A 24,934-nucleotide genomic window follows, 5' to 3' on the forward strand; every position below is an offset into this window, starting at 1 on the left:
GGAATCGCACGCGAATCGTCATTCGCGTGCGATTCCGCGTCTGCTCGCCGGCGATCCCGCAGCCTGACATCAGGGAACCACCCGGTCCTGTCGGACATCGACGATCAGGTCGCCGGAAAAACCTCGAGTCGAGCCGGGCTCGACGTGGACGAATCTGTCCTCGCCTTGGTAGTCGCGGACGGTCAGCGCGACGGCGACTTTCGCACCCGTCACCACCGCCAGAATGTTGCGCATGGGCAGGCCCTGCGACGGGGTGCCCTCGCCGACCAGGCTCATCGACGGCGTGCCCACCCATGGGTACGGAGCAAAACACGAGCGATCTATCAGGTCTGTCAATGGCTCCGGGCAGCCCACCTCCCAGTGCGCACCCGCCGCGGGGACCGACGGCGTGCCGGGGTCGGCCCAGGCCGGCGCCGGCGTCAATCCGAGAGCACCGGCGGCCAGGGCAGCCGCGGCCGTGGGGAGCCGGAAAAGGCGTGTCGTCATCGGATGGCTCAACCTTCCAAATCACCTTCGGTTTCCAGCAATACCTGGCGCAATCCGTTGAGGGTATCCGGCTGCGGCTGGGCCCACATGCCGCGTCCGGCCGCCTCCAGCAGTCGTTCGGCCATCCCATGCAGCGCCCACGGGTTGGACTCCGCCATGAACTTCCGGTTCTCGGCGTCAAGCACGTAACGCTGAGTGAGTTGCTCGTACATCCAGTCGGCCATCACCCCGGCGGTGGCGTCGTATCCGAAGAGATAGTCGACGGTGGCGGCCATCTCGAATGCGCCCTTGTAGCCGTGGCGGCGCATCGCGGCCATCCACCGGGGGTTGACCACCCGGGCTCGAAACACCCGGGTGGTCTCCTCCGACAGCGTGCGGGTGCGGATGGCGTCGGGCCGGGTGTTGTCGCCGATATAGGCGGCGGGCGCTTGGCCGGTCAGCGCCCGCACGGTGGCCACCATGCCGCCGTGGTACTGGAAGTAGTCGTCGGAGTCGGCGATGTCGTGTTCGCGGGTATCGGTGTTCTTGGCGGCCACCGCGATGCGCCGGTACTGGCGGTTCATGTCGTCGACGGCTTCGCGGCCGTCGAGGTCGCGTCCGTAGGCGAAGCCGCCCCAGGCAGTGTAGACCTGGGCCAGGTCCGCGTCGTCGCGCCAGTTGCGGCTGTCGATCAGCTGCAGCAGCCCGGCACCATATGTTCCCGGTTTGGAGCCGAAAATCCTTGTGGTGGCGCGACGTTGATCCCCGTGCTGGGCGAGGTCGGCCTGGGCGTGGGCGCGTACAAAGTTGGCGTCGGCGGGCTCGTCGAGGTCGGCGACCAACCGGACCGCGTCGTCGAGCATCGTCACCACGTGCGGGAACGCGTCGCGGAAGAATCCGGAGATGCGTACCGTCACGTCGATGCGGGGCCGGCCCAGCTCGGCCAGCGGAACAGCGGTGAGATCCACCACGCGCCGCGACGCGTCGTCCCAGACCGGCCGAACACCCAGCAGGGCAAGCACTTCGGCGATGTCGTCGCCGGCGGTGCGCATCGCCGAGGTGCCCCACACCGATAGGCCCACCGATTGCGGCCACTGGCCGTGGTCGTCGCGGTACCGAGCCAGCAACGAATCAGCAAGGGCCACACCGGCTTCCCAGGCCAGCCGCGACGGCACCGCCTTGGGATCGACGGAGTAGAAGTTGCGACCGGTGGGCAACACGTTGATCAGACCGCGCAGCGGTGACCCCGACGGGCCGGCCGGGATGAACCGGCCGTCCAAAGCCCGCAATACCTGCTCGATTTCGGAAGCGGTGCCGGCGAGCCGCGGCACCACTTCGGTTGCGGCGAACCGTAGTACCGCCGCGACGTCGGCGTTGTCCGTGAGATGATTCGCGGCGGCCGGGTCCCAGCCGGTGGCTTGCAGCGCGGCTACCAGCTTCCGGGCAGCGGCCTCGGCCTGGTCGACCGAGGTGCGCTCGTCGGTGCCGTCGTCGGCCAGCCCGAGCGCCTGTCGCAGGCCGGGCAGCGCCTGCTCGCCGCCGAACAGCTGGCGGGCCCGCAGGATGGCCAGCACCAGGTCGAGTTCTTGTTGACCGGAGGGCTTTTGGCCCAAGATGTGCAGGCCGTCGCGGATCTGGACGTCCTTGATCTCGCACAGCCAGCCGTCGACGTGCAGCAGCATGTCGTCGAACGAGTCTTCCGGGGGCCGCTCGGTCAGTCCCAGATCGTGGTCCATCTTGGCGGCCCGGATCAGCGTCCAGATCTGCTGACGGATGGCCGGCAGCTTGCCGGGATCCAGCGTCGCAACACTGGCATGCTCGTCGAGCAGCTGCTCCAAACGCGCTATGTCACCGTATGTTTCGGCCCGGGCCATGGGCGGGATCAGGTGGTCGACGAGAACGGCGTGCGCCCGTCTTTTCGCCTGGGTGCCCTCGCCCGGATCATTGACCAGAAACGGGTAGATGAGCGGCAGGTTGCCCAGCGCGGCATCCGACCCGCAGGCCGCCGACAGACCTAATGTCTTTCCCGGCAGCCACTCCAGGTTTCCGTGTTTGCCCAGGTGCACCACGGCGTCCGCTCCGAACCCTGTCTCCAGCCAGCGGTAGGCGGCCAGATAGTGGTGGCTGGGCGGCAAATCCGGGTCGTGGTAGATCGCGACGGGGTTGTCTCCGAAGCCGCGCGGCGGCTGCACCATCAGCATGAGATTGCCGGATCGTATACCGGCGATCACGATTTCGCCGTCGGGATCGCCTGTGCGGTCGACGAACAACTCCCCTGGCGGCGGACCCCAATGGTGTGTCACGGCCTCGGTCAGCTCGGTGGGCAGCGTGCCGAACCACGCGCGATAGTCCTTGGCGGACACCCGGATCGGGTTGCCGGACAATTGCCCCGCGGTGAGCCAATCAGGGTCTTGTCCGCCGCGTTCGATCAGCGCATGGATCAGCGCGTCGCCGTCGTTCGACTGGACTCCGGGCAGGTCGCCCAGCTGGTAGCCGCGCTCGCGCATCGCCTGCAACAAGGCGACCGCGCTGGCCGGGGTGTCCAAGCCGACCGCGTTGCCGATCCGGCCGTGTTTGGTCGGGTAGGCGGAAAACACCACGGCCACCCGCTTGTCGGCGGGCGCGACGTAGCGCAGCCGTGCATGGCGGACCGCCAGACCGGCGACCCGCGCGCACCGCTCGGGGTCGGCGACATAGGAGATCAATCCGTCGTCGTCGATCTCCTTGAACGAGAACGGGACCGTGATGATCCGGCCGTCGAATTCGGGCACCGCCACCTGGCTGGCGACGTCGAGGGGGCTCAGTCCGTCGTCGTTGTCGCGCCACTGGTCTCGGGCGCTGGTCAAGCACAGGCCTTGCAGGATCGGGATATCCAGGGCGGCAAGGTGTTCGACGCTCCAGCTGTCGTCGTCCCCGCCGGCTGAGGCGGCCGCGGGTTTGACTCCCCCGGCGGCCAGCACGGTGACCACCATGGCGTCGGCGTCGGCAAGTCTGTCGAGCAGTTCCGGTTCGGCGGTGCGCAGCGAGGCGCAGTACACCGGCAGGGCCCGACCGCCGGCGTCTTCGATCGCCCGGCACAGCGCCTCGACATATGCGGTGTTTCCGGCCAGGTGTTGCGCGCGGTAGTACAGCACCGCGATCGTCGGGCCGTCGATCGTGGCGGCGTCAGCGCGGGCCAACTCGCCCCACGTGGGCGTCACCAGCGGCGGGGCGAAGCCGTAGCCCGTCATCAGCAGCGTGTCCGACACAAAGGCGTACAGCTGTCGCAGGTTGTCCACGCCGCCGTGGGCCAGGTAGATGTGCGCCTGCACCACCGTGCCGGCGGCAACCGTGGACAGGTCGGTCAACTCGGCGTCGGCGGCCTGCTCACCGCTGACCAGCACGGCCGGCACCCCGCTGGCGATCACCACGTCGATGCCGCGCTGCCAGGCTCGGTAGCCGCCCAGGATCCGCACCACCACGATCGCGACGCCGGACAGCAACTCGGGCAGCTCGTCGTCGGATAACCGCGACGGGTTGGCCCACCGATAGTTCCTGCCGCTGGAGCGCGCGCTGATCAGATCGGTGTCGGACGTCGACAACAGCAGGATGGTCGGCTCAGCCACCCACCATTCGTACCGCAATCCCGGAGGACCGTCCCGTGGCGGGTCACGTAACCGATTCCGCTGTCAGTGCCAGAATGGTGTCGGTCATCAACCCTTGTCGCGCCACCACTGATACAGGCTGGCACTGTTTTTGCCCTCAACAACGGCGAGTCTGAGTTTGGCATTGTCCGTCCAGATGACCGCATAGTTGCCTTCGACGGAAGTGCCGCACTCGACCTGACCGGCGGTCTGGCTGGAGTTGCGGTAACTCCATGTCCCGGGAGAAGCGCCGCCGCCCGGACACGACGATGCCACCGTATATCCGCTTCTGCCGGGTCCCTGCCGAAACTCCGTCGCCAGGTCGCTACCGCTCCCATAGAGCAGGAATACGGCGTAAGAAGGTCCGCCCGGGTCGCTGCTTTGGCCGCACATCACTCTTTCGAGTGCACCTTCCACCGGGGCCTTCTCTTGGCAATTGGTCGCGGAGAAGCCCTGCGGGAGCATGTCCATCAGCTTGCCCGACGGCGCCGCGGCGCAATTGGCGGTGGAGCTGAGAACAGCAGCGCCGCCGCACGCCGCAATCGTGATCAACCTGGCAGCGCCAGTGCGCAGAGACATCCCCGACTCCTATCGGCGCAGCAACTGAGGCTGTCGGTCAGCAACGGCTCCGAGTGCACACCGCGTGCGTCACCGGCCTCATTGGCAAACGATATCGCCGCCCGGCCGATCACAACGGCGGTTCCGCCAAAAGTTCCACCGGCGCCCGCGCCACCACTTCGCGATCACCGACCGGCGATGCCGGCCGGCGCGGGTAACCAGCTCTTCGTCTTGATTAACTGTCTCGCTCGACCACCGTCACCCGGCCGTAGCAGTCAGTCCGCCAGCACCCGGGCGGCCAACAGGCCACCCTTGCTAGCGCCGAGCACTACCGGATGACCGCCGGCCGATCGCCGCCTCAGCGAGCCACTATCGACGCGATCCGAGCTGCCACCTCGGCGGCCACCGCTAGCGCCGAACCGCTCGTTCCCGGCCGGTAACGATCGGCTGCCGGGTCGTACACGGCGCCGGCGATCGAGCCGTGATCGGCCGCCAATTCCACCAGCTCCACCGGCCAGCCGACCTGTTCGAGGGCGGCGGCGAAGTCCCTGCTGACACTCACCGGCACCACGTCGTCGGCCCGGCCGTGTAACACCGTGAACGGGGTCGCGACTTGGTCGGCGGACCACGGGCCGGTCAGGGGTCGGCCCGAGATCGGATCGGGGGCCGTGAAGGCGCCCGCCAGGCAAACCGTATGTGCCAGCGCAACATCGAAGCGGGCAGCCTCGCGCGTAAGGCCCGCCGCGGCCGCGCCCCCCAGCGATCACCCGACGAGCACGATGTCGGCGTTGTTGGCGTGCCTCCGGGTGTAGTCCAGCGATCCCAGCAGATCCGCGCGTCCGCCGTCGTCGGCGTGGGAATTCCAGTCCGGCGCCACCACTGCGGCGTCGTGGCCGGCGACTAAGCCGGCGAGGGGACGCACGGCGGCACGGGCGTCGGTCTGCATGCCGTGCCAGAGCAACACCGTGGGCCGGCTCGAATCGCCGAAGATATCGGCCCAGCGTCCCGGGGCGTATTCCACCGTCCGCATGGACACCAGGGTGCCCAGCCGACGGGGATCCAATCGCGATTGCCGGGGCCGTACCGTGGACGGGTGGTCAGGTCTCGCGACACCGACGCGTGCCCGGGCGCGCTGCAGGTGCACCAGGCCGCCGACGGCGCGCTGGTGCGGGTGCGGTTGCCGGGCGGAGTGGTCACCGCAGCGCAGTTGGGCGCGCTGGCGCGGGTGGCCAGCGGCTTCGGCGCGGGAACGCTGGAGTTGACGTCGCGCGGCAACGTGCAGTTGCGCGGCATCACCGACGTGGCAACGGTCGCCGAAGCGATCGTCGAGGCGGGCCTGTTGCCGTCGCCGACGCATGAGCGGGTCCGCAACATTGTCGCGTCACCGCTGTCCGGTCGAGCCGGCGGAAACACCGACATCCGGGGCTGGGTCGACGAGCTGGACGCCGCGATCTGCGCCGAACCCCGGCTAGCCGACCTAGGCGGCCGGTTCTGGTTCAGCCTTGACGACGGCCGCGCCGACGTCTCGGGTCTGGCTGCCGACGTCGGTGTCCATATGCTGCCCGACGGGTGCGTGCTCACGCTGGCAGGCCGCGACACCGGAATCCGGGTCAGCGATGCCACCGCGACACTGGTCTGGGTCGCGCTGCGGTTCCTTGAGATCCGTGGAAAGCATTGGCGGATAACCGAATTAGCTGACTTGGGTGACCTGCTGCCCGGAGTACGACCCGGTGCTGCATTCCCGCCCGTCACCACGCCGCCGGTGGGCTGGATACCCCAGGACGACGGCCGCGTCACGCTGGGCGCCGCGGTTCCGCTAGGGGTATTGCCCGCCCGGGTCGCCGAATACGTGGCCGCGATCGAGGCTCCCCTGGTCATCACGCCGTGGCGGTCCCTGCTGATATGTGATCTCGACGAAGCCGTCGCCGACGCCGCGCTGCGGGTGCTGGCGCCGCTGGGCCTGGTGTTCGACGAGAACTCGCCCTGGCTTCGGGTCAGCGCTTGCACCGGCAGCCCCGGGTGTGCGCGCTCGGTCGCCGACGTCCGGGCCGACGCGGCTGATGCGCTGGACGCGGACGCCGTCGTGCATCGGCATTTCGTCGGCTGCGAACGGGCTTGCGGCAGCCCGTTGTCCGGCGAGGTGCTGGTCGCCACCGGGGACGGATACCGAGCGCTGCGAAACAACGACGCCTTAGGGTGAGCGGGTGCTCGACTACATCCGCGACGCGGCCGAGATCTATCGACAGTCGTTCGCGACCATCCGCGCCGAAGCCGACCTGACCCGGTTTCCGCCCGACGTGGCCCGCGTGGTGGTCCGGTTGATCCACACCTGCGGACAGGTCGACGTCGCCGAGCACGTGGCCTACACCGACGACGTGGTTACCCGGGTCCGGGCCGCCCTGCGGGATGGCGCCCCGGTGCTGTGCGATTCCTCGATGGTGGCCGCCGGGATCACCACCGCGCGGCTGCCGGCGGACAACCTCGTCGTGTCGCTGGTTGCGGATCCGCGGGCTGCCGAGTTGGCCGCGCGCCGGCAGACCACCCGCTCGGCGGCCGGTGTGGAACTGTGGGCCGACCGGCTCGACGGCGCCGTCATGGCGATCGGCAACGCGCCCACGGCCCTGTTCCGGTTGCTCGAATTGGTCGACGACGGGGTCGCGGCGCCGGCGGCGGTGCTGGGCGGGCCGGTCGGCTTCGTCGGCTCGGCACAGTCCAAACAAGAGCTCATCGAACGACCGCGCGGCATGTCGTATCTGGTGGTGCAGGGCCGTCGTGGCGGCAGCGCCATGGCCGCCGCGGCCGTCAACGCGATAGCCAGCGAGAGCGAATGACGCGCCGCGGCACGCTCTGGGGCGTCGGCCTGGGACCGGGCGACCCGGAGCTGGTGACGGTCAAGGCCGCCCGGGTGATCGGCGAGGCCGATGTGGTGGCCTATCACAGCGCTCCCCATGGCCGCAGCATCGCTCGCGGTATCGCCGAACCGTATCTGCGGCCCGGTCAGATCGAGGAGCACCTGGTGTATCCGGTGACCACCGAGACGACCGGCCATCCCGGCGGTTACGCCGGCGCGCTGGAGGATTTCTACGTCCAGGCCACCGAACGCATCGCCGGCCACCTCGACGCCGGACGCAGCGTGGCGCTGCTCGCCGAGGGCGATCCGCTGTTCTACAGCTCCTACATGCATCTGCACACCCGGTTGACGCAGCGGTTCAACGCCGTGATCGTGCCCGGGGTGACCTCGGTGAGCGCTGCCTCCGCGGCTGTCGCGACGCCGCTGGTGGCCGGCGACGAGGTGCTGTCAGTGCTGCCCGGCACGTTGCCGGTTGCCGAGTTGACCCGCCGGCTCGCCGATGCCGACGCCGCCGTGGTGCTCAAACTCGGTCGATCGTATCGCAATGTGCGGGAAGCGCTTTCGGCGTCCGGCCAACTCGACGACGCCTTCTACGTGGAGCGGGCCAGCACCGCGGGGCAACGGGTGTTGCCGGCCGCCGACGTCGACGCGGCCACCGTGCCGTACTTCTCGCTGGCCATGCTTCCGGGGGGGCGGCGGCGCCCGTCGGTCGTCGGCTCGGTCGCGGTGGTGGGCCTGGGGCCCGGCGACATGGACTGGATGACGCCGCAGAGCCGGCGCGAACTGGCGTCCGCGACCGATCTGATCGGCTACCACACCTACCTGAACCGCGTTCCGGTGCGCGACGGGCAGCGGCGCCATCCCAGCGACAACACCGACGAGCCCGCGCGCGCCCGGCTGGCCTGCTCGCTGGCCGAGCACGGTCGTGCGGTGGCGGTGGTCTCGTCGGGCGATCCGGGTGTGTTCGCCATGGCCACGGCCGTGCTGGAAGAGGCCAAGCAGTGGCCGGATGTGCAGATCCGGGTGATTCCGGGGATGACGGCCGCCCAGGCGGTGGCCAGCCGGGTCGGCGCCCCGCTGGGGCATGACTATGCGGTGATCTCGTTGTCCGACCGGCTCAAGCCGTGGGAGGTGATCGCCGCACGCGTTGCGGCCGCGGCCGCCGCCGACCTGGTGCTGGCCATCTACAACCCCGCTTCCACGGCGCGCACCTGGCAGGTCGGCGCGATGCGGGACCTGCTACTGAAGCATCGCGAGCCGGGCACGCCGGTGGTGATCGGCCGCGACGTGTCGGGCCCTGACGAAGACGTTCGGGTGGTGCGGCTGGCCGACCTCAACCCCGCCGACATCGACATGCGTTGCCTACTGATCGTCGGGTCGTCCCAAACCCAATGGTATTCAGCGGGTTTCGGCGACCGCGTGTTTACACCGCGGCGGTACCCGACCTGAAGTGCGTCCTTGCAAGGCGGGCGCATCCGGTGATGGTCTGGGCGGTGACGCGTGTGGCTGCCGGGGTGACTGCGCTCGGTGCAGTGTCAGCTGCCGCTCAAGCCGCTCAAGCTGGTGCAAGCTGGTGCGCCGAGCGTGACATGGCTGCGCAAAATCGGCCAAATTCTGGCGCTCAGAACACGTTCGACGAAACCCCGGTAGCGGCGATCAACGCGCGTACGCTAGGCCTGCCACCCCGGCTATGCGGGTGGGTGACCCGCGGCTACCACCGGTTTGGCGGCCGGCACATCCGCGGGCTCGCCCAATAGCAGGGAACGAACCAGCCGGCGCGGCCCGAACGGCCGCAGCATGTAGCTGGCCGGGCGCGTGCGCACGCGCTGCGGCCACCAGAACCAGCGCCCGAGCAGCGCGGCGATCGACGGCGTCATCAACGAACGCACCACCAGGGTGTCGAACAGCAGGCCCAGACCGATGGTGCTGCCGGCCTGGCCGATGGAGCGCAGATCACTGGCGACCATGGACATCATGGTGAAGGCGAACACCAGGCCCGCGGCGGTGACCACCCCACCGGTTTCGCCCATCGAGCGGATGATGCCCGTCCTCAGCCCCGCGCCGATCTCCTCTTGAAAGCGCGAAACAAGCAGCAAATTGTAGTCGGATCCCACGGCCAACAGAATGATCAGCCCGAACACCGGCGCGATCCAGTTCAGCTCCAGACCGAAGATGTGTTGCCAGACCAGCACGGACAGCCCGAAGGCTGCGCCCAGCGAGATCAGCACCGTGCCGACGATCACCAGGGAGGCGACCAGCGCCCGGGTGATGATCACCATCACCACGAATATCAGTGTCAGAGCGGCGATTCCGACGATCAAGAGGTCGTACTTCGAGCCGGTTTGGATATCGTTGTAGACCGCCGCCGTGCCGGTGAGGTAGAACTTGGCGTTGGCCAGCGGTGTGCCCTTTACGGCTTCGTGCGCGGCGTTGAGTTCCGGCTTGACGGCCGCAATCCCCTTGGGAGTCGCCGGGTCCGCGTCGTGGGTGATGATGAACCGCGCCGCCTTACCGTCCGGCGACAGGAAGAGTTTCAGGCCGCGCTGGAAGTCGGGATTGTCGAACGCTTCCGGCGGCAGATAGAAGTAGTCGTCGGCCTTCGAGGAGTCGAACGCCTGACCCATCGCGCTTGCGGTGTCGGTCATCCGCGACATTTGCGTGACCAATCCGGAGAAGCTGCTGTGCAAGGTCAGCAGGGTTCCCTGCATGGATTTTGCGACGGCGATGATGGGCGGGAACTCCGCGAGCAGTTGCGGTAGTAATGCGTCGACATTGTTCATGTCTTTGAGCAGTGTTTGCATGTTCTCGCTGAACTTGTCCACGCCGTCGATCGCCTCGAATACCGACTTCGTCGCCCAACACACCGGAATGTTGAAACAGTGCTGCTCCCAATACAGATAGCCGCGCAGCGGCCGCGCGAAATCGTCGAAGTCGGCCAGATGGTCCCGCATCTCGTCCAGCGTGGCCTTCATGTCGTTCATGTCACCGACCATGCGATGAGTCGTGCTGCTCAGCTGCCCCAGCAAGCCATACATGCGTTCCATCGAGCCGACCATGGCGCCGAGGTCGTCGCTCATCTTGAGCATATCGGCCATCCGGTCCCTCATGAATCGCAGATTCTCTTGGATCGGAATGGCTTGCATGCTGATCTGAAACGGGATCGACGTGTGTTCGATGGGGCTTCCCAGCGGCCTGGTAATGCTTTGTATTCTCTCGATGCCCGGGGTACGGAAGATGTTCTTGGCGATGCGGTCCAGGATGATCATGTCGCTCGAATTGCGCATGTCGTGATCGGCCTCGACCATGAGAATGTCGGGATTCATTCTGGAGGGGCTGAAATGGCGCTCGGCCGCGGCGTATCCGATATTCGACGGCAGATGCGGCGGTATGTAGTAGCGATCGTTGTAGCTGATTTTCATGCCCGGCACCACGAGCATGCCCACCAGCGCGATGAGCAGTGAGGCCACGAAGATCGGCCCGGGCCAGCGGACGGTGGCGGTGCCGATCCGCCGCCACCCGCGAACCTTGATCATCCGTTTGGGATCCAGCAAACCGAACCGGCTGGCCACCACGACGACGGCCGGCGCCACCGTCAACGCGCCGGCGATCACGATGAGCAATCCCAGCGCGGAAGGAATTCCCAGCGCCTTGAAATAGGCCAGCCGCGCAAAATGCAGGCAGAAACTCGCCCCGGCAATCGTCAGCCCCGAGCCCAAGATGACGTGGTAGGTGCCGCGGAACATCGTGTAATAGGCGGTTTCCCGATCCTCACCGGCCTGACGCGCCTCCTGATAACGCCCGATGAGGAAGATCGCGTAATCTGTTCCCGCCGCAATAGCCAACGACGACAACATGGCGACGACGAACGTCGAAAAGCCCAACAGGTCGTTGTAGCCGAGAATCGCAATGACTCCCCTGGCCGTCAGCATCTCGAGGAAGACCATAAAGAGCACGAGCAGCACGGTGCTGACGGAACGATAGACGATCGCGAGCATGATCATGATGACCACGCCCGTCACGCCCATCATTTTGAACATGCTTTTGTCGGCGGCCTCGGTCATGTCCGTGGTGAGCGCCGCCGGACCGGTGACGTAGGCCTTGATTCCTGCGGGCGGTTTCGAATCGTCGACGATCTTGCGAACCGCGTCGACGGACTCGTTGCCCAAGGTGCTGCCCTGGTCGCCGGCGGTGTTGATCTGCGCATATGCGGCTTTGCCGTCAGTGCTCTGCGCGCCGGCGGCGGTGACGGGGTCTCCCCACAAATCCTGCAGGTGCTGCACGTGTTTGCGGTCCGCCCGCAGCTTTTTCACCAGGCCGTCGTAATAGCGATGTGCTTCTTCGCCCAGCGGTTTATCGCTTTCCAGGACAAGCATCACGATGCTGTCGGAATCGAATTCCTGGAATTTCTTGCCCATGTGTTTGGCGGCGATCATCGCCGGCGCATCTTGCGGCGACATCGTCACCGCGTGTGATCTCGCGACGAATTCGATCCAGGGCACCAGAACGTTCACCGCGATCGTCAGCAGCAGCCAGGCGACGATGATCGGGACAGCGAACGTGCGGACCGCCCGCATGAATCTAGGGCGGGTGTCGTCGTGGGCGTTCATGCGGCCTTCACCAGGCAGAAGGCTTGCGCGTGGTGCCCGCTGGCCGATTGTTCGTCCTTGACGGCACCGTTCACGGTGATGCGACACCCGAGACTGTCGCTGTTGCCTTGCGCCACCACGTTGGCGATAACGGCCGGCAACGTCGTCGTCATCGTGTACGTCCAGGGCAGGTTGGTGAAGTTCGCCTGTTCGGGCTGGGTCTCCTTGTTCAGGTAGCTCACACTTCCGGCAGTGCCGGCGGGCCCGAACACCTCATAGGTCACCCGTTTGGTATTGATCGACTCGATCACGCCAGAGTTGGCGCCCGTCCAGGTAAAGATCGGGTCGGAGCCGAAGACGCCGCGGAGCCTGTCCACGGCTATCCCCCCGGCGGCAAGTGCGATGACGACAACGAGCGGTATCCAACCTCGCTTGAGAAAGGTGAGCACTGACGTTCCCCTCCGCTCATCGCCTTGTCGGTTGGTACGTAGTCCACGCCCTCGCCGCCGCCCTGACTAGGGCCGTTCGGCCCGGGGGCGGTGGTCGTTAGCCACACGGACTGCGGTTGATTGTCACTATATAACATACCCCCTACGGTATTTTGGGGCGCCTGTCGGCGGCGCGCCGACCACGACGCCGGTGCTGGTTACCTCGATCGCCGGTGGTTAAACCCAAATCCCCACTCGTCGAGGCGATGCCGCGATCCGGGCAGATGGCGCCGACGACCGATATTCGCGCTACCCGAGCAGCTGAGCGACGCACCTGGCCGCATCCGCGACCAGCGCCTCACTCGGTTCGGCGTCATACCCGCCGCCGGCACGGTCCGACAAGATCGCCACCACGTGCGGCACGCCTGTGGGCGACCACACCACTGCCACATCGTTGGCCCGGCCGTAGTCGCCTGAACCGGTCTTGTCGATCACTTTCCAGTCGGCGGGAAACCCCGCCCGGATCCGTTTGGCTCCGGTGGTGTTGCGCGCCATCCAGTCTGTGAGCATCGCCCGTTTGTCGGCCGGCAACGCGTCGCCGAGAACAAGCTGCTGATAGTCGAGCGCGATCGCGTGGGGAGTGGTGGTGTCACGCTCGTCGCCGGGAGGGTCGCGGTTCAACTCCGGTTCCTCTTGGTCCAGCCGGCTCACCGAGTCGCCCAGGCTGCGCAGATAACCGGTAAACGCCGTAGTTCCGCCGATCTCGGCCAGCAACAAATTGGCGGCCGTGCCGTCGCTGTAGCGGATCGCCGCATCGCAGAGCTGACCGATGCTCATCCCGGTCGCGATGTGCTGCTGGGTGATCGGCGAGGTTGAGCGGATGTCAGCGCTGGTGTATGTGACCACCTTGTCCAAGTGGCTGAGCGGGTACTGATGCAGCACCGCCGCCACGAGCAGCCCCTTGAATGTCGAGCAGAAGGCGAACCGCTCGTCGGCGCGGTAGGCGATTGCCGCCGTCGTGCCGGATGCCGGCACGTATACGCCCAGCCGGGCCGCATACGTGTGTTCGAGTTCGGCAAAGCGACTCTGCACATCCGGTGCCGGCGCTGCCGCGGTCGAGGCGGGATGCTCGCCACTGCCGCCGCGGGCACAACCGGCAAGCGGAACAGACGCGGCTATGGCCAGTAGTAAGGCACGGCGCGGCAGCGCCGGTCGTGGACTCGATGCGTTCATGTCGCGACAGAGTCTGTCACGGTCCCGTTGGAAGCGGAGGCCGTGTGGCATCGATCGCTCCACTTTCGGTCTTTGCGTCTGAAGCGGCCATGCGCAACGATGCAGGCATGCGGTGTGACGTTGCGCGTGAGGAACTATCGGCGCGACTGGACGGTGAACGTCCGCAGATGCTGGCCCAGCAGGTCGATGCCCACTTGGAATCGTGCCGTCGGTGCCGCGCCTGGCTCATCGGCGCGGCGGCGCAGAGTCGCCGGTTCGCCGCAGTCGATGCCCGCCGCGGACCGGACCTGGCCGACCGAATCATGGCCAGCGCCGGCGTTGCGCCCACCCCGCGCCATCGCCGGTGGCTGCATCGTGTCGGCCCAGATCACTGGAAGTGGTGCCTGATCGCGGTGGGTGTGTTCCAGATCGCGATTGCGGCTGCACAGATCAGCGGCATCGATTTCGGCATCATGCCTCGCCATAAGCCCGACGCGATGATGCACGGCGAGCACCTGCTGCACGAATCCACCGCCTGGTTGCTGGCTCTGGGGCTGGCCATGATCGTGGCCGGCGTGTGGAGCGGCGCGGCACTGGGTGTGGCCGCCATTGCCGGCACGTACTCGTTGGCGCTGGTGGGTTACGTGGCCGTCGACGCCTGGCGCGGCGAGGTGACCGCGGCGCGCATCGCCAGCCACGTGCCGGTGCTTGCGGGCACGGTGTTCGCGTTACTGGTAGCGCGAGACCGTAGCGGGGCGGCGGCGTCACAACCGACCGAGGCCGAACCAGCGCCGGCTGTCCGGCCCGCGGCGCTGGCGCACGGTCGTCGCCACGGGCATCTGCGGCCGATCAACCGCTCTACGACAGCCGGTCGTAAGCACTTAGAGCCTTGCCGTTTAAGGTGGATGCCCATGACCGCGGCAACCGACGACGAGGCCGTCACCGAACTGGCCCTGGCGGCTGCAACGGGCAACGCGCGGGCGCTCGAGGCGTTCATCAAAGCCACCCAGCAAGACGTGTGGCGGTTCGTGACCTACCTGTCGGATGCGGGCAGTGCCGATGATCTGACCCAGGAAACCTTCCTGCGCGCGATCGGCTCCATCCACCGGTTCTCGGCGCGCTCCAGCGCCCGAACCTGGTTGCTGTCGATCGCCCGACGGGTGGTGGCCGATCACATCCGTTATCTCCGGTCACGGCCCCGCACCGCCCACGGAGCCGATCCCGAGAGTGTGCTCGACCACCACGGTCACGCCCGCGGTTTCGAGGAACTCGTCGAGGTGACCACGATGATCGCCCAGCTCACCGCCGACCAGCGCGAGGCGCTGTTGCTCACGCAGTTGCTCGGATTGTCCTACGCCGATGCCGCGGCGGTGTGCGGCTGCCCGGTCGGCACCATCCGGTCCCGTGTGGCCCGGGCGCGCGATGCACTGCTGGCCGATACCGACCGCGACGAACTGACCGGTTAGCTCAGTCCGTCGACCCAGGCGGCGGCTTCCGCCACGGTGCTCACAGTCGTGACGCCGGCGGGCAGCGGCGGACGTGCCACCATCACCACCGGAATATCAAGGGCCGCAGCGGCATCCAGCTTGGCCCTGGTCATGTCGCCACCGCTGTTCTTGGTGACCAGCGCGTCGATGTGGTGTTGGCTTACGAGCCGGACTTCGTCGTCGTAGTGATACGGGCCGCGGGACAACACCAGCTGGTGGCGACGCGGCAACACGGTGTCGTCAGGTGCGGTGACCGCGCGGATCAGAAACCACGCGGGACTGTCGGCGAAGGCCGCGACGCCCGAGCGGCCGGTGGTCAGAAAGATGCGTTGAAACTGTTGCCGGGCAACGGCTTCGGCGGCCTGCGTATCGGATGTAACGACGATCGCATCGCCGGGGTCCCACGGCGGGCGGGCCAGCACCAGATAGGGCCTTTGCAGTTCACCGCAGACCTGCGCGGCGTGCGCGGTCATGGTGGCCGCGAACGGGTGGGTGGCGTCGATGACGGCGTCGATGTGTTCATCGACCAGCCAGCGCCGCAGGCCGTCGACGCCGCCGAACCCACCGATGCGCACCGGGCCGACCGGCAGCGCGGGGTCGGGCACCCGGCCGGCCAGCGAGCTGACGATGTCGACGTGCGGGTGCAGTCGTCTGGCCAGAGCCCGTCCCTCGGCGGTGCCGCCGAGCAGCAGCAGTCGTGTCAATGCGCCTCCCGACGTGCGGCCGAATAAAGGTAGCTGTCGGTGAAGCCTTCGGCCGCCAGCACGTCGCCGACGATGATGACGGCGGTTTTGGTGATGCCCGCGTCGTGCAGTTGCGCGGCGATACCGGCCAGCGTGCCGCGCAGCACACACTGCTGTGGCCAGCTTGCGAAAGCAACGACCGCGGTTGGAGTTTCGGGGCGGTAGCCGCCGGATAGCAGCTCCGGGACGATCTTGTCGATCTGCGCGGCGGCCAAGTGCAGAACCAGGGTGCCGCCGCACTTGGCCAGGGTTGCCAGGTCCTCGCCGGGCGGCATCGGTGTAGACAGGGTGGCGATTCGGCTCAGCGTCACGGTCTGCGCCACGCCGGGGACGGTGAGCTCGCGTTTCAAAGCGGCGGCGGCCGCGGCGAAAGCCGGTACCCCAGGAACGATTTCGTAGCCGATGCCCAGCGCGTCGAGCCGGCGGCACTGTTCGGCGAGCGCGCTGTACAGCGACGGGTCGCCCGAGTGCAGCCGTGCCACGTCGTGGCCGACGGCGTCGGCGTCGGCGAGTTCGGCGACGATCTGTTCCAGCGTCAGCGCTCCGGTGTCGACGATCTTCGCGTCCGGCGGGCAGTGTGCGAGCAGGTCTTTCGGCATGATGGAGCCCGCGTACAGGCATACCGGGCATTGTTCGAGGAGCCGCTGACCGCGGACGGTGATCAGGTCCGCGGCACCCGGTCCGGCTCCGATGAAATAGACGGTCATCGCTTGGTCACCTTGGTCACCGTCCATTGCGTCACCGGGCGCTGCGGGTGCCAGCCGGTGAAGCCGCCCAGCAGCTCGCCGTGGTAGTGCTGGAAGCGTCGCAGGTCCCCGCCGTAGTGCGAATAGGCCTGTGCCAGTATGGCTTCTGACTCTACTGTGACCGCGTTGGCGACCAGTCGCCCGGTTGTCGGCAGGCTGGCGAGGCAGGCGTCGAGGAGGCCAGGTTGGGTCAGGCCGCCGCCGATGAAGATCGTCGCCGGTGTTGCGGCATCCTCGAACTGGTCGGGCGCCTGGGCGCGCACCTCGACGTCGACGCCGAAGGCCGTGGCGTTCCGTTCGATGTTGCGGCGGCGCCGTTCGTCGCGCTCGAACGCCACCGCGGTGCAGCCCGGCGCGCTGCGGCACCATTCGACGGCGATGCTGCCCGAGCCGGCGCCGACGTCCCACAGCAGCTGTCCCGGCCGGGGTGCCAGTGCGGCCAAGGTAACGGCCCGGATGCCGTGTTTGGTGATCTGGCCGTCGTGGATGAACGCGTCGTCGGGCAGCGACGAGATGCGCTCGTCGGGCAGGTAGCGGATGGCGATCACGTTGAGATCGTCGATGTCGCATGCGGTTTCGCTGGCCCACTGGTGGGCGGTGCCGTGGCGGTCGCGTTCGTCCGGCCCGCCGAGCTGTTCGAGAACACTGAATTCCGAGTCGCCGCGGCCGGTCTCGTCGAGCAACGCGGCCAGCTCCTTCGGGGTGGCCTGGTCCTTCGAGAGAACGATCGCCTGACCGCCGCGGCGTATCGCCGTGTGCGGTGCCGCGGTGACCAGGCTGATCACCTCGGTGTCGTGGACGTTCCAACCCATTCGGGCGCACGCCAACGTCACCGCCGACACATGCGGCACCACGCTGACTGCGTCGGCGCCGAACAACCGGATCAGGGTGCCGCCGATACCGTGCATCAGCGGGTCGCCGCTGGCGACGACGTGGACATCGGGGTCGTGTGCCGGTAATTGTTTCAGTGCGGGCAGCATGGGCGACGGCCACTCACGTCTCGCGGCGGTTACCGTGGCGTCGAGCAAGTCGAGTTGCCGTTTGGAGCCGTAAATGACTGTCGCCCTTTGCAATTCGTGGCGCGCCTGCTCCGAAAGACCCGGCATGCCGTCGGCGCCGATACCGACCACGATGATCATCGCGGCATCCTGCGCCACACGAACTGCGGCAGCAGCCGCAGCGCGAAGAACATCGGCCGCAGTGCCCACGGAACCCAGACGATGCGCCGGCCCTTGGCCAGGGCACGCGCGGTGGCCTCGGCCACTTGCGCCGGGGTGCTGGACAGCGGCGCGGGCGTCATGCCCGTCGTCATGCGTCCGATCACGAATCCCGGCCGCACGATCAGCAACCGCACTCCGCTGCCGTGCAGCGCGTCGGCCAACCCGCTGGCGAAGCCGTCCAAGCCGGCCTTGGCCGACCCGTAGACGTAGTTGGCGCGGCGCACGCGTATTCCGGCGACCGAGGAGAACACCACCAGTGTTCCGGTGCCGGCCGTTCGCATCGTGGCGGCCAGCTGGGTGAGCAAGCTGACCTGGGCGACGTAGTCGGTGTGCACGATGGCGATCGCATGCTCGGCGTCGGTTTCGGCCCGGGTCTGCTCCCCCAGGATGCCGAAGGCCAGCACCGCGGTGCCGATGGGCCCGTGCTCGGCCGTGATCGCCGCGATCAGCGGGCCGTGGGTGGCGAGGTCGTCGGCGTCGAATTCGGTGGTGTGGACGGCTGTCGCCCCTGCCGCCTTGATCGCGGTGACTTGCTCGGTGAGCTGGTCGGCCCGGCGGGCGGCCAGTATCACCGTCGCCCCGGGGGCCAGGCGGCGCGCGAGTTCGGTGCCGATCTCGCTGCGGCCGCCGAAAATTACCACCGGAGCTGCGCCCGTGTCGTCCACGGCTGCGATTATCACCTGCGCTAGCGTGGGTGGCGATGGCCAAGACCACTACGCGGCTCACCGACGACGCGATGGCGTTTCTCACCGAACGCCACCTTGCCATGCTGACCACGCTGCGGGCCGACAATTCGCCCCACGTGGTGGCGGTGGGTTTCACCTTCGATCCCACGACGCATATCGCTCGGGTGATCACCACCGGCGGCTCGCAGAAGGCGGTCAACGCCGAGCGCGGCGGGATCGCGGTGCTGAGCCAGGTGGATGGTGCGCGCTGGCTGTCGCTGGAAGGCAAGGCCTCGGTGAATCGCGACATCGATGCCGTCCGTGATGCCGAACTGCGCTATGCCCAGCGCTACCGGACCCCGCGGGCCAATCCGCGACGGGTGGTCATCGAAGTTCTCGTGGAGCGGGTGTTGGGGTCGTCGTCGCTGCTGGACCGGGTGGAGTAGCCGCTAGGTAGCGCACCCATGCGCCGCCGGAGGGTCCGGCCACCGCGTGTAGCCGGGCGTTCTGGTTTCCCGTTCGCGGCAGGGCGAAGTCTGCGTTGACGGCCGCACAGGCTAACGGCGCCTGGTCGAATATCACCCGATTTGGCGTCAATGTCCAGGTGCCCGCGGCGTCGAGGCAGGCGGCGGGGTGCGGGGCTTCGCACGGCGCGGCCACCCAGCGACCGTTGACCGCTTGGAGGGTACAGCTTCCGGCGCTCGCACGCGGTTCGTCGGGCGCCCAGCTCCACAGCGTGGCCTGGATACGCCCGTCTTCAGGGAGCAACTGGTCGAAGCCGAACAGGTTCACACCGCAGTCGGTCATCGCCTGCACCTTCGACGGTGTCAGCGCCGCCGGATTCGCCGGGGGCCGGGTGGGATTGGTCAGGGCCGACACCAACGTGGAGTCCTCGTAATAACGAACGAGCCTGGTCGCATACATGTCGCTGTCATAGCTGGCGTCGCAGCTGGGGTATGGCTGGTACCTCGACGTCGAGCCGCTCTCCAGCTCCCGGCCCTTCCAGGTGAAGACGTCATTTGACCAGCTTTGTATGCAGGAACTGACCAGTACGACTTGTGCGCCCGCGGCGCGGACGTCGTTGCGTGACGTCTGTAGCGGGAGCGGGACGCAGCCGTTCGCGGCGCGGCCAGCCTGGTCGGGGTGATAGATCAGGCTCGTTCCGTCCGGACGCCGAAGGGTGTCTTCAAGGATGGCGAGTGATGATGAGTATGCCGCAGCGTCCTGCAGCTCGTCTTCGAGGTAGAGCAGGATGACCTCGTCGGTGTGACCGGGGGTGTTGAGCCAGTTCTTGATCTGTGGGAGCACCGCGGCGAACGGCGGCTCGTTGGTGCAGCCCAGGTTGCCATTCGTGGGTCCCAGACCGTGACAGACCGTGACTTCCCGCTTACCGAGGAGTTCCAGCCTTGGGATGTAATGCAAGTCGAGTTCGAGGCCACGGACATCGATGTCGAGCTGTTGGGTCAGCGACAGCTGTTGATTCGAGTCGGCGTGCGAGAGGGTGAACGAGTCGCTGAGGCTGTTGAACGAATTGTGGGTGCCCAACCACTGAGATTGGCTGATCGGCAACGGGTCTCCAAGCGCGTACTGGAATTGCGCCGTGCGGTGCACCCACGATCGCAGGTAGGCGTCGCGCGCGGCTTGGGTGACATTATGGGCGAGCGGGAGTGCGCAGTGTGTGTCCGCGACGCCGACCCGGCGACATTCCGCGGCGACGGCGTCGGCGAACTTGTTGAGTGCCACGCAGGGAATGGCGATGGGGCTGATGGCGTCGCAGGGTGCTGTGGGCGAGGGTTGCTCCGGAGGGTCGGCGGCCACCGGTGCGGGGGTGATTAATAGCAGGCTGGTCACGCCGACGACGGCGGCTGTCTGCAGCCATCGGGTGCCGGGCATGCGCGGTACTTTGGCACTTCGATGTCGCTGCTGGCGAGAGTTGTTGTCGAAGTGTTGTATTTGCGGTGTGGTGGGGTGGGGCGTGATGCCGACGACGGCCACCCAGCTTGCCTAATTCCGTTTCGTCCCTATCTAAGACCACGATGACGACGCAGCGGCAGCAGAACTCAAGCTGGTGCTCGGCTATCGATCACGAAACAACGGCTTTCCATTCCGATCAATGCAGGATGCGACGATCTGATCAATTGACGCATTCAAAAAGAATGACAATTTGACAAGTTCCGCCGTACCAGTCACCGAATCAGAACTGCTAACAGCGACCGCGGCACCATCGGAAGAGATCAATGTCAGCCGATCAACCCCTTCAAAGTCCCGGATAGCGATACGGAAGTTCGGGGCTAGCTGCTCCCTCAAGACCGGAATCTTTAAACGTGGCAATTCACGCTTCCGTCTAATAGCCGGACAGAATCTTCCAAAAAAATACTTTTCAATAGTATCCATCGACGGAGCAGCCAATATGAAGTGTTCCGGACCCATGCGGTCAGAGTCTGTGACGACAACCCAGCCGCGGTCATTCCAGCCAACAAAGAGTCGGATTTCACCCAACGATGCCCAAAATATTGCGCGTCCATCTTCACTGCGGGACCCAGGCATTAGTGTATATCCAGCAATATTTCCCCATTCCGCAAGCCTTGCGGAGATTTCTATGTGGGCATTCATCGCAATACGCCAATGTCAAGTAATTCTTCCACGTTGAGCGCCCTACCTTCACTGTCGAATATCCGAACCTGTATCGACCCTCCTCCACACTTCGACATGCCAGCCGGCAGGGAAATGATCGAACTCATATGCGCTACACGGCTCACGTAAGCTATTGACGTGCAGTGCTCGCGCCTCTCAGGATGCCGGCACACCGTCTGCCATGATCGCCAGATACTTCCCGTCCACGTTCCCAATCCGGCCGAATTGCCTGCCGCAAAACTTGGCTTCCATCTGCGTCGGAAACAGCCCTCACCGTACCCGGCTTCTGGGCTGAGCACTGGCACACATGGCACTCCGCGACCTCATCTCGATCAGCAATAAATCGTTATACTGCGACGTCTACCGCTCGCCCAATGGCGAAAATAATGGCTTCGCCTGTGAATTGACAAACGAATCCTTTATCGCGGAGACCGGAGCGTCTAGATAATGCGACAATTCAACTAACCGGGATATCTCGCCGATTGCAAGCACAGTTCCGGATTCATCAACTAAGGCATCACGTTCGCGAACATAGAGAGTTACTTTACCGATAGTATACGCTTGCTGGAGTTCATCAATGGCACACGGCTTGCGGACCCAGCCTAAACCGTTCCGCTTTCGGATCGAGTTCCCGAAACGACCGTATAGGTACTTTTCAAGTATGGGCATCGTCGAGCTACTGAGGTGGAAACTCTCCGGCCCCATACGATTAGATGCCGTCATTGTATAGTAGCCATCGGCATAGCTCACAAAGTAGCGTACTTCACCACCTTTATTCCAAATAACCGTACGGCCATCGTCCGTCTGCGAGCCCTGAGTCATATCTAAACCTGCTGACCGAATCCAGTTATACAGGTCGAGCGAGAGGTCCACCGTGGTTGTCATTACTGCAATACTCCTTGACCAGCTAACTCTTCTTCTGTTCGCACGGCAAGGACAAAAGCTGGGAACGCAGCAGTCTTATCCGGTGACATTAAGACCCTCGGCGAGTGTGGCATCAAGCTCGTCATATGACATGGTTAGCACTCGACTGGTCGGTTCGTCCGAGCTAGAGAGGTGCGCGTAGGAGCTGGGCATGGCTCTTACCGAATACTTGTGCATAAGCCGCTCTACCACATCCCGCGAAACGCCGTTATATGTAGCAATAAATTCCACGACCTGTTGGTCTGCGACGCTCTTTTGTAATGCGGCGCTTATGCCGAATCGCTGCCATTGACGATATACCGGTTCGAGTTTGCATTCCAAGCGTAGCATATCACCGATCAATGTAAGTACATGCTTTCCCGCGTCCTCAAGGCGTGAGAATACCGCCTCTACAGCTATATAGGGTGAGCTTCTTCTCTCAGTAGTCGCGCTCAAGACAAGATATCCAAATTGAGAGGGCCTGATGACCTCGGCCGTCCAATCTGGATATGGGTAGCCATTACGAAACCAAAGGCTCCCGTCCAACAACTCCGGCACATTTCGCGACGGGTCTTTGCCGACCGCTGAAACCCAACGATCTCGCCAGGTCTCGTAGCGCTCGGCGACTTCGTGGAAGCCGGCATCGCCCGAGGTGCTTGCTCCATGGACACCAACGTACATCTGCGCTCCCTACTGCGTAAGGTCGGTAATTATGCCGGTTGGGTTCAAAACCTCGACAGGGATGTTCTTTCCCGTAAGTTCATTGACAACTAACCATTGCTCCGCGCCGCCAGGCTGCCCAAATGCCGCCTTCGCAGGTCCATGCAATACCACCCAGCCATCCGGCGGGGCAAATGATGCGGAGGACTTAGCACTCGACGACGTTGTGCCCGAAGCCTTCTCGCCGACATTCGACTCACACCCGACGGGTGCCAAGCACACGGTCAGGATGATTGACGCCGCTACCAATAACGCTGCGGCGCTTGCCTTTCTCATGCGTTCGCGCTTGGCGAGGGCCAACCAGGAGACGCCGGCAGGGTCGGGAAGAACGACCGGACATATTCCTGCCCGGGTACCAAGTCCCGGTGGGGGGGTGCCTTCGCGACACAGGTATCTTCGTTTTCGACAGCATCGGGCCATTCCGACCAACCTCCAGATCGGGCGAAATACCCGCCCTGATGGCTGGTGATCCTCCAACCGACGAAAACATCGACCGATGGCGCGCGCGCTGGCCCCTGCTGGGCGGGCAGCGGCGGCCCCGGCTTGGCAGGAGCGGTCATGGTGATCCGCATCGCCGCGATACCTGTATATGGGGACGGCCCTGCAACATGCGGGCGGACCCATCCTTGGTCAGATTGTTCGGCAGCGCCGAACATGTATTCGCAGACAATGACTGTGACGTCACGACCGGAGGTTGTCACAGACAAGATATGGTCCTGCTGCGTGCCCAACCACGGCGGGTCCGGCCGACCGTCGGTCTGTGGCCACAAAAACTGTGTGCCGATCGGATCGTCGATGGACCTGTTGGGATCAACCGACTGCCGAAATCCCGGATACAGATACTTGTCATCGCGTGTAGCGGAGGCCAGCGTGTACGACTCGGTGTAGGCGCGCACCACCACCGCAGGCCACGCGGTCACGTCGATACCGGGTTCAGCCGTCCACACCATGGTGAAATTGTCCAGCGCCGCAGGCCAGCCCGCCGGCGGCGCCGCAGACGTACTGGTCGAACCTTGAGCCGAGCGCCCACCCGAACCGCATCCGCCGACCAACAGCACACCAACTGTCAACAACGCTGCGATTGTTCGCAACTCGGGACGGATTCGCATCACTTCCTGCCCTGATGGGGGTGCGGAACACCAACAATATCGTCGTAGCGGCTGACCAACTTCACATCCGGGGAGAAGCGCTCGCTGGGCGGCCTGGGTTCCAGCGACTGCGACAAAGCGGGACCAATCACGCTGTTGTATTGACCGGCCGTAACACCCAGTTCTTCCGGCGTCGCGATTCGACCATTGGGGTGGTCGTGGTCATAGACGATGTAACCGGGCGGCAGTCCGGCGACGGTGTGTCCTGTTCCGAGCATGGCGTTGAGGATCTCTTGGTCGGCCATACCCAAAGACATGGGCTGTATCGGATTTTCGGCCGGCGCAGTCGGTGTCGGACCGAGGACGGCGTTTTCCAGGTTGTGGCCCAGGATGCCGATCGTAGGACCGGCGATGCGGCCGACCCCGCACCGGGGGTGCGCCACACATGCTTTCGGCGAAGTCGTCGAGCGGTCAGCTAAATCCCAGCAATCCTCCGATGTCCCGGCGATGTTTTTGACGTACGGCCCCAGCCCATAGGCCGTATCGCGGACCAAGTCCGGGTTCACTTGGCCGAGGATGTGGTTGACCCGGCTGCGGCGCAGCGTCACCTTCCGGTGAGGGTGGTTCCTGTACATGAACGACGGCTCCTCTTCTGGCTCAGGCCAGCATCCGTCGGCATGACGCTGGACCGAAATACTAACTGCGAAGGAGATTTGTACGCTGGCCACGATGCCCTCTCTGTCTAACCTGTGTGAGACGTTGAAGTAGATGAGTCTTCTGTTGAGAAGCAGGGCGAGGACTGGATTCTGATTCCGTGACGATGACACTGGCCGATACCGCCGCGGTGGCGGTGGCCGATGATGGGAACGTGGGTAGCGGCAAGGGGCCGCGTGAGAAGCGGCCGAAACGGCGGACGTTCACCGCGGAGTACAAGCTCGGCATTCTCGAGCAGTACGAGTTGCTGACCGAGCCGGGTGCCCGGGGGGCGCTGCTGCGCAAGGAGGG

Annotated in this window: 22 protein-coding genes and 3 pseudogenes; 8 read left to right on the plus strand and 17 right to left on the minus strand. The window is 65.5% G+C overall.

All coding sequences use genetic code 11. The annotated features are described in order from the left end of the window. Positions 1-69 precede the first annotated feature (69 nt). The 3 genes from B4U45_RS01890 to B4U45_RS01900 all read right to left on the minus strand — a co-directional run bounded on the left by B4U45_RS01890 (position 70) and on the right by B4U45_RS01900 (position 4,553). On the minus strand, positions 70-486 hold the full coding sequence (locus tag B4U45_RS01890) for a hypothetical protein (protein WP_075549293.1): 417 nt from the start codon (positions 484-486) through the stop codon (positions 70-72). 8 nt (positions 487-494) lie between these two features. Beyond that, the gene (gene cobN / locus B4U45_RS01895) at positions 495-4,070 is read right to left on the minus strand and encodes a cobaltochelatase subunit CobN (RefSeq protein ID WP_075549305.1); all 3,576 of its coding nucleotides are present in this window, start codon (positions 4,068-4,070) and stop codon (positions 495-497) included. Positions 4,071-4,157: 87 nt separating this feature from the next. Continuing rightward, positions 4,158-4,553, minus strand: coding sequence for a hypothetical protein (locus tag B4U45_RS01900; protein ID WP_131808362.1), 396 nt, complete (start codon positions 4,551-4,553; stop codon positions 4,158-4,160). On the opposite strand from B4U45_RS01900, the gene B4U45_RS01905 reads away from it, so the two are divergent. Next, a complete protein-coding gene (locus B4U45_RS01905) occupies positions 4,552-4,695 on the plus strand; it encodes a hypothetical protein (protein WP_176358149.1) in 144 nt (47 codons plus the stop codon). The two genes, B4U45_RS01900 and B4U45_RS01905, sit on opposite strands and share 2 nt — an antisense overlap. A gap of 309 nt (positions 4,696-5,004) precedes the next feature. Here B4U45_RS01905 and B4U45_RS01910 read toward each other — a convergent pair. After that, a pseudogene (locus B4U45_RS01910) lies at positions 5,005-5,676 on the minus strand (alpha/beta hydrolase). Between the two features lie 63 nt (positions 5,677-5,739). Here B4U45_RS01910 and cobG point away from each other — a divergent pair. Genes cobG through B4U45_RS01925 form a run of 3 tightly spaced genes read left to right on the plus strand, consistent with a single transcriptional unit; the run spans position 5,740 to position 8,946 of the window. Beyond that, positions 5,740-6,846, plus strand: a complete 1,107-nt coding sequence (gene cobG / locus B4U45_RS01915; protein ID WP_075549295.1) for a precorrin-3B synthase — start codon at positions 5,740-5,742, stop codon at positions 6,844-6,846. A gap of 4 nt (positions 6,847-6,850) precedes the next feature. After that, positions 6,851-7,477 (plus strand): precorrin-8X methylmutase, encoded by a 627-nt coding sequence (locus B4U45_RS01920; protein ID WP_075549296.1) that lies wholly within the window; start codon positions 6,851-6,853, stop codon positions 7,475-7,477. Further along, positions 7,474-8,946 (plus strand): precorrin-2 C(20)-methyltransferase, encoded by a 1,473-nt coding sequence (locus B4U45_RS01925; protein ID WP_075549297.1) that lies wholly within the window; start codon positions 7,474-7,476, stop codon positions 8,944-8,946. The genes B4U45_RS01920 and B4U45_RS01925 overlap by 4 nt, the downstream gene beginning before the upstream one ends. Before the next feature lie 239 nt (positions 8,947-9,185). On the opposite strand, the gene B4U45_RS01930 is transcribed toward B4U45_RS01925, so the two are convergent. The 3 genes from B4U45_RS01930 to bla form a co-directional block, all read right to left on the minus strand. Then, complete coding sequence (locus B4U45_RS01930) at positions 9,186-12,104, minus strand: MMPL/RND family transporter (protein ID WP_075549298.1); 2,919 nt, start codon at positions 12,102-12,104, stop codon at positions 9,186-9,188. Continuing rightward, on the minus strand, positions 12,101-12,532 hold the full coding sequence (locus B4U45_RS01935; protein ID WP_075549299.1) for an MmpS family transport accessory protein: 432 nt from the start codon (positions 12,530-12,532) through the stop codon (positions 12,101-12,103). Before B4U45_RS01935 ends, B4U45_RS01930 begins: the two co-directional genes overlap by 4 nt. A gap of 288 nt (positions 12,533-12,820) precedes the next feature. Beyond that, a complete protein-coding gene (gene bla, locus B4U45_RS01940) occupies positions 12,821-13,744 on the minus strand; it encodes a class A beta-lactamase (protein ID WP_075549300.1) in 924 nt (307 codons plus the stop codon). A 107-nt stretch (positions 13,745-13,851) separates the two neighbouring features. Between bla and B4U45_RS28800 the strand changes: the two are divergent. After that, a pseudogene (locus tag B4U45_RS28800) lies at positions 13,852-14,475 on the plus strand (DUF2275 domain-containing protein); the annotation flags it as partial. Positions 14,476-14,634: 159 nt separating this feature from the next. Further along, entirely contained in the window at positions 14,635-15,189 is a 555-nt protein-coding gene (sigC, locus tag B4U45_RS28805; RefSeq protein WP_240316656.1) for an RNA polymerase sigma factor SigC, read from the plus strand. Here sigC and B4U45_RS01950 read toward each other — a convergent pair. Genes B4U45_RS01950 through dprE2 form a run of 4 tightly spaced genes read right to left on the minus strand, consistent with a single transcriptional unit; the run spans position 15,186 to position 18,584 of the window. After that, positions 15,186-15,914, minus strand: coding sequence for a cobalt-precorrin-6A reductase (locus B4U45_RS01950; RefSeq protein WP_075549301.1), 729 nt, complete (start codon positions 15,912-15,914; stop codon positions 15,186-15,188). The two genes, sigC and B4U45_RS01950, sit on opposite strands and share 4 nt — an antisense overlap. Then, a complete protein-coding gene (gene cobM, locus B4U45_RS01955; protein WP_122526459.1) occupies positions 15,911-16,660 on the minus strand; it encodes a precorrin-4 C(11)-methyltransferase in 750 nt (249 codons plus the stop codon). The genes B4U45_RS01950 and cobM overlap by 4 nt, the downstream gene beginning before the upstream one ends. Beyond that, a complete protein-coding gene (locus tag B4U45_RS01960) occupies positions 16,657-17,838 on the minus strand; it encodes a bifunctional cobalt-precorrin-7 (C(5))-methyltransferase/cobalt-precorrin-6B (C(15))-methyltransferase (protein ID WP_075549308.1) in 1,182 nt (393 codons plus the stop codon). Before B4U45_RS01960 ends, cobM begins: the two co-directional genes overlap by 4 nt. Next, positions 17,835-18,584, minus strand: a complete 750-nt coding sequence (gene dprE2 / locus B4U45_RS01965; protein WP_083156061.1) for a decaprenylphospho-beta-D-erythro-pentofuranosid-2-ulose 2-reductase — start codon at positions 18,582-18,584, stop codon at positions 17,835-17,837. The genes B4U45_RS01960 and dprE2 overlap by 4 nt, the downstream gene beginning before the upstream one ends. Positions 18,585-18,613: 29 nt before the next feature. Here dprE2 and B4U45_RS01970 point away from each other — a divergent pair, with 29 nt between their 5' ends. Further along, on the plus strand, positions 18,614-19,030 hold the full coding sequence (locus B4U45_RS01970; protein WP_162877381.1) for a F420-dependent biliverdin reductase: 417 nt from the start codon (positions 18,614-18,616) through the stop codon (positions 19,028-19,030). On the opposite strand, the gene B4U45_RS01975 is transcribed toward B4U45_RS01970, so the two are convergent. From B4U45_RS01975 to B4U45_RS02000, 6 genes are all read right to left on the minus strand, one after another. Beyond that, on the minus strand, positions 18,969-20,477 hold the full coding sequence (locus B4U45_RS01975; RefSeq protein ID WP_244899340.1) for a phosphoinositide-specific phospholipase C-related protein: 1,509 nt from the start codon (positions 20,475-20,477) through the stop codon (positions 18,969-18,971). The genes B4U45_RS01970 and B4U45_RS01975 overlap by 62 nt on opposite strands. 183 nt (positions 20,478-20,660) lie before the next feature. Further along, positions 20,661-21,197 carry a TNT antitoxin family protein gene (locus B4U45_RS01980; protein WP_082275625.1) on the minus strand — a complete coding sequence of 179 codons (537 nt, stop codon included), beginning with the start codon at positions 21,195-21,197 and terminating at the stop codon, positions 20,661-20,663. Positions 21,198-21,578: 381 nt separating this feature from the next. After that, positions 21,579-22,103 carry an Imm61 family immunity protein gene (locus B4U45_RS01985; RefSeq protein WP_082275626.1) on the minus strand — a complete coding sequence of 175 codons (525 nt, stop codon included), beginning with the start codon at positions 22,101-22,103 and terminating at the stop codon, positions 21,579-21,581. Between the two features lie 75 nt (positions 22,104-22,178). Next, positions 22,179-22,802: a hypothetical protein gene (locus B4U45_RS01990; RefSeq protein ID WP_131808363.1), complete on the minus strand. Its 624-nt coding sequence runs from the start codon at positions 22,800-22,802 to the stop codon at positions 22,179-22,181. Positions 22,803-23,113: 311 nt separating this feature from the next. Continuing rightward, positions 23,114-23,950: a hypothetical protein gene (locus B4U45_RS01995; protein WP_241780330.1), complete on the minus strand. Its 837-nt coding sequence runs from the start codon at positions 23,948-23,950 to the stop codon at positions 23,114-23,116. Then, complete coding sequence (locus B4U45_RS02000; protein WP_241780332.1) at positions 23,950-24,756, minus strand: hypothetical protein; 807 nt, start codon at positions 24,754-24,756, stop codon at positions 23,950-23,952. Before B4U45_RS02000 ends, B4U45_RS01995 begins: the two co-directional genes overlap by 1 nt. On the opposite strand from B4U45_RS02000, the pseudogene B4U45_RS02005 reads away from it, so the two are divergent. Then, a pseudogene (locus B4U45_RS02005) lies at positions 24,744-24,934 on the plus strand (transposase); the annotation flags it as partial. The gene B4U45_RS02000 and the pseudogene B4U45_RS02005 overlap by 13 nt on opposite strands.

The organism is Mycobacterium persicum (genome assembly GCF_002086915.1).
GTDB classification, from domain to species: domain Bacteria; phylum Actinomycetota; class Actinomycetes; order Mycobacteriales; family Mycobacteriaceae; genus Mycobacterium; species Mycobacterium persicum.

Excerpts from the sequence above, each read along its gene's own strand:
- B4U45_RS01890 (WP_075549293.1), bottom strand. The coding sequence starts at position 486 with ATGACGACACGCCTTTTCCGGCTCCCCACGGCCGCGGCTGCCCTGGCC.
- B4U45_RS01905 (WP_176358149.1), top strand. The coding sequence starts at position 4,552 with ATGTCCATCAGCTTGCCCGACGGCGCCGCGGCGCAATTGGCGGTGGAG.
- B4U45_RS01900 (WP_131808362.1), bottom strand. The coding sequence starts at position 4,553 with ATGCTCCCGCAGGGCTTCTCCGCGACCAATTGCCAAGAGAAGGCCCCG.
- B4U45_RS01925 (WP_075549297.1), top strand. The coding sequence starts at position 7,474 with ATGACGCGCCGCGGCACGCTCTGGGGCGTCGGCCTGGGACCGGGCGAC.
- B4U45_RS01930 (WP_075549298.1), bottom strand. The coding sequence starts at position 12,104 with ATGAACGCCCACGACGACACCCGCCCTAGATTCATGCGGGCGGTCCGC.
- bla (WP_075549300.1), bottom strand. The coding sequence starts at position 13,744 with ATGAACGCATCGAGTCCACGACCGGCGCTGCCGCGCCGTGCCTTACTA.
- sigC (WP_240316656.1), top strand. The coding sequence starts at position 14,635 with ATGACCGCGGCAACCGACGACGAGGCCGTCACCGAACTGGCCCTGGCG.
- cobM (WP_122526459.1), bottom strand. The coding sequence starts at position 16,660 with ATGACCGTCTATTTCATCGGAGCCGGACCGGGTGCCGCGGACCTGATC.
- B4U45_RS01960 (WP_075549308.1), bottom strand. The coding sequence starts at position 17,838 with ATGATCATCGTGGTCGGTATCGGCGCCGACGGCATGCCGGGTCTTTCG.
- B4U45_RS01975 (WP_244899340.1), bottom strand. The coding sequence starts at position 20,477 with ATGCCCGGCACCCGATGGCTGCAGACAGCCGCCGTCGTCGGCGTGACC.
- B4U45_RS01980 (WP_082275625.1), bottom strand. The coding sequence starts at position 21,197 with ATGAATGCCCACATAGAAATCTCCGCAAGGCTTGCGGAATGGGGAAAT.
- B4U45_RS01985 (WP_082275626.1), bottom strand. The coding sequence starts at position 22,103 with ATGACAACCACGGTGGACCTCTCGCTCGACCTGTATAACTGGATTCGG.
- B4U45_RS01990 (WP_131808363.1), bottom strand. The coding sequence starts at position 22,802 with ATGTACGTTGGTGTCCATGGAGCAAGCACCTCGGGCGATGCCGGCTTC.
- B4U45_RS01995 (WP_241780330.1), bottom strand. The coding sequence starts at position 23,950 with ATGCGAATCCGTCCCGAGTTGCGAACAATCGCAGCGTTGTTGACAGTT.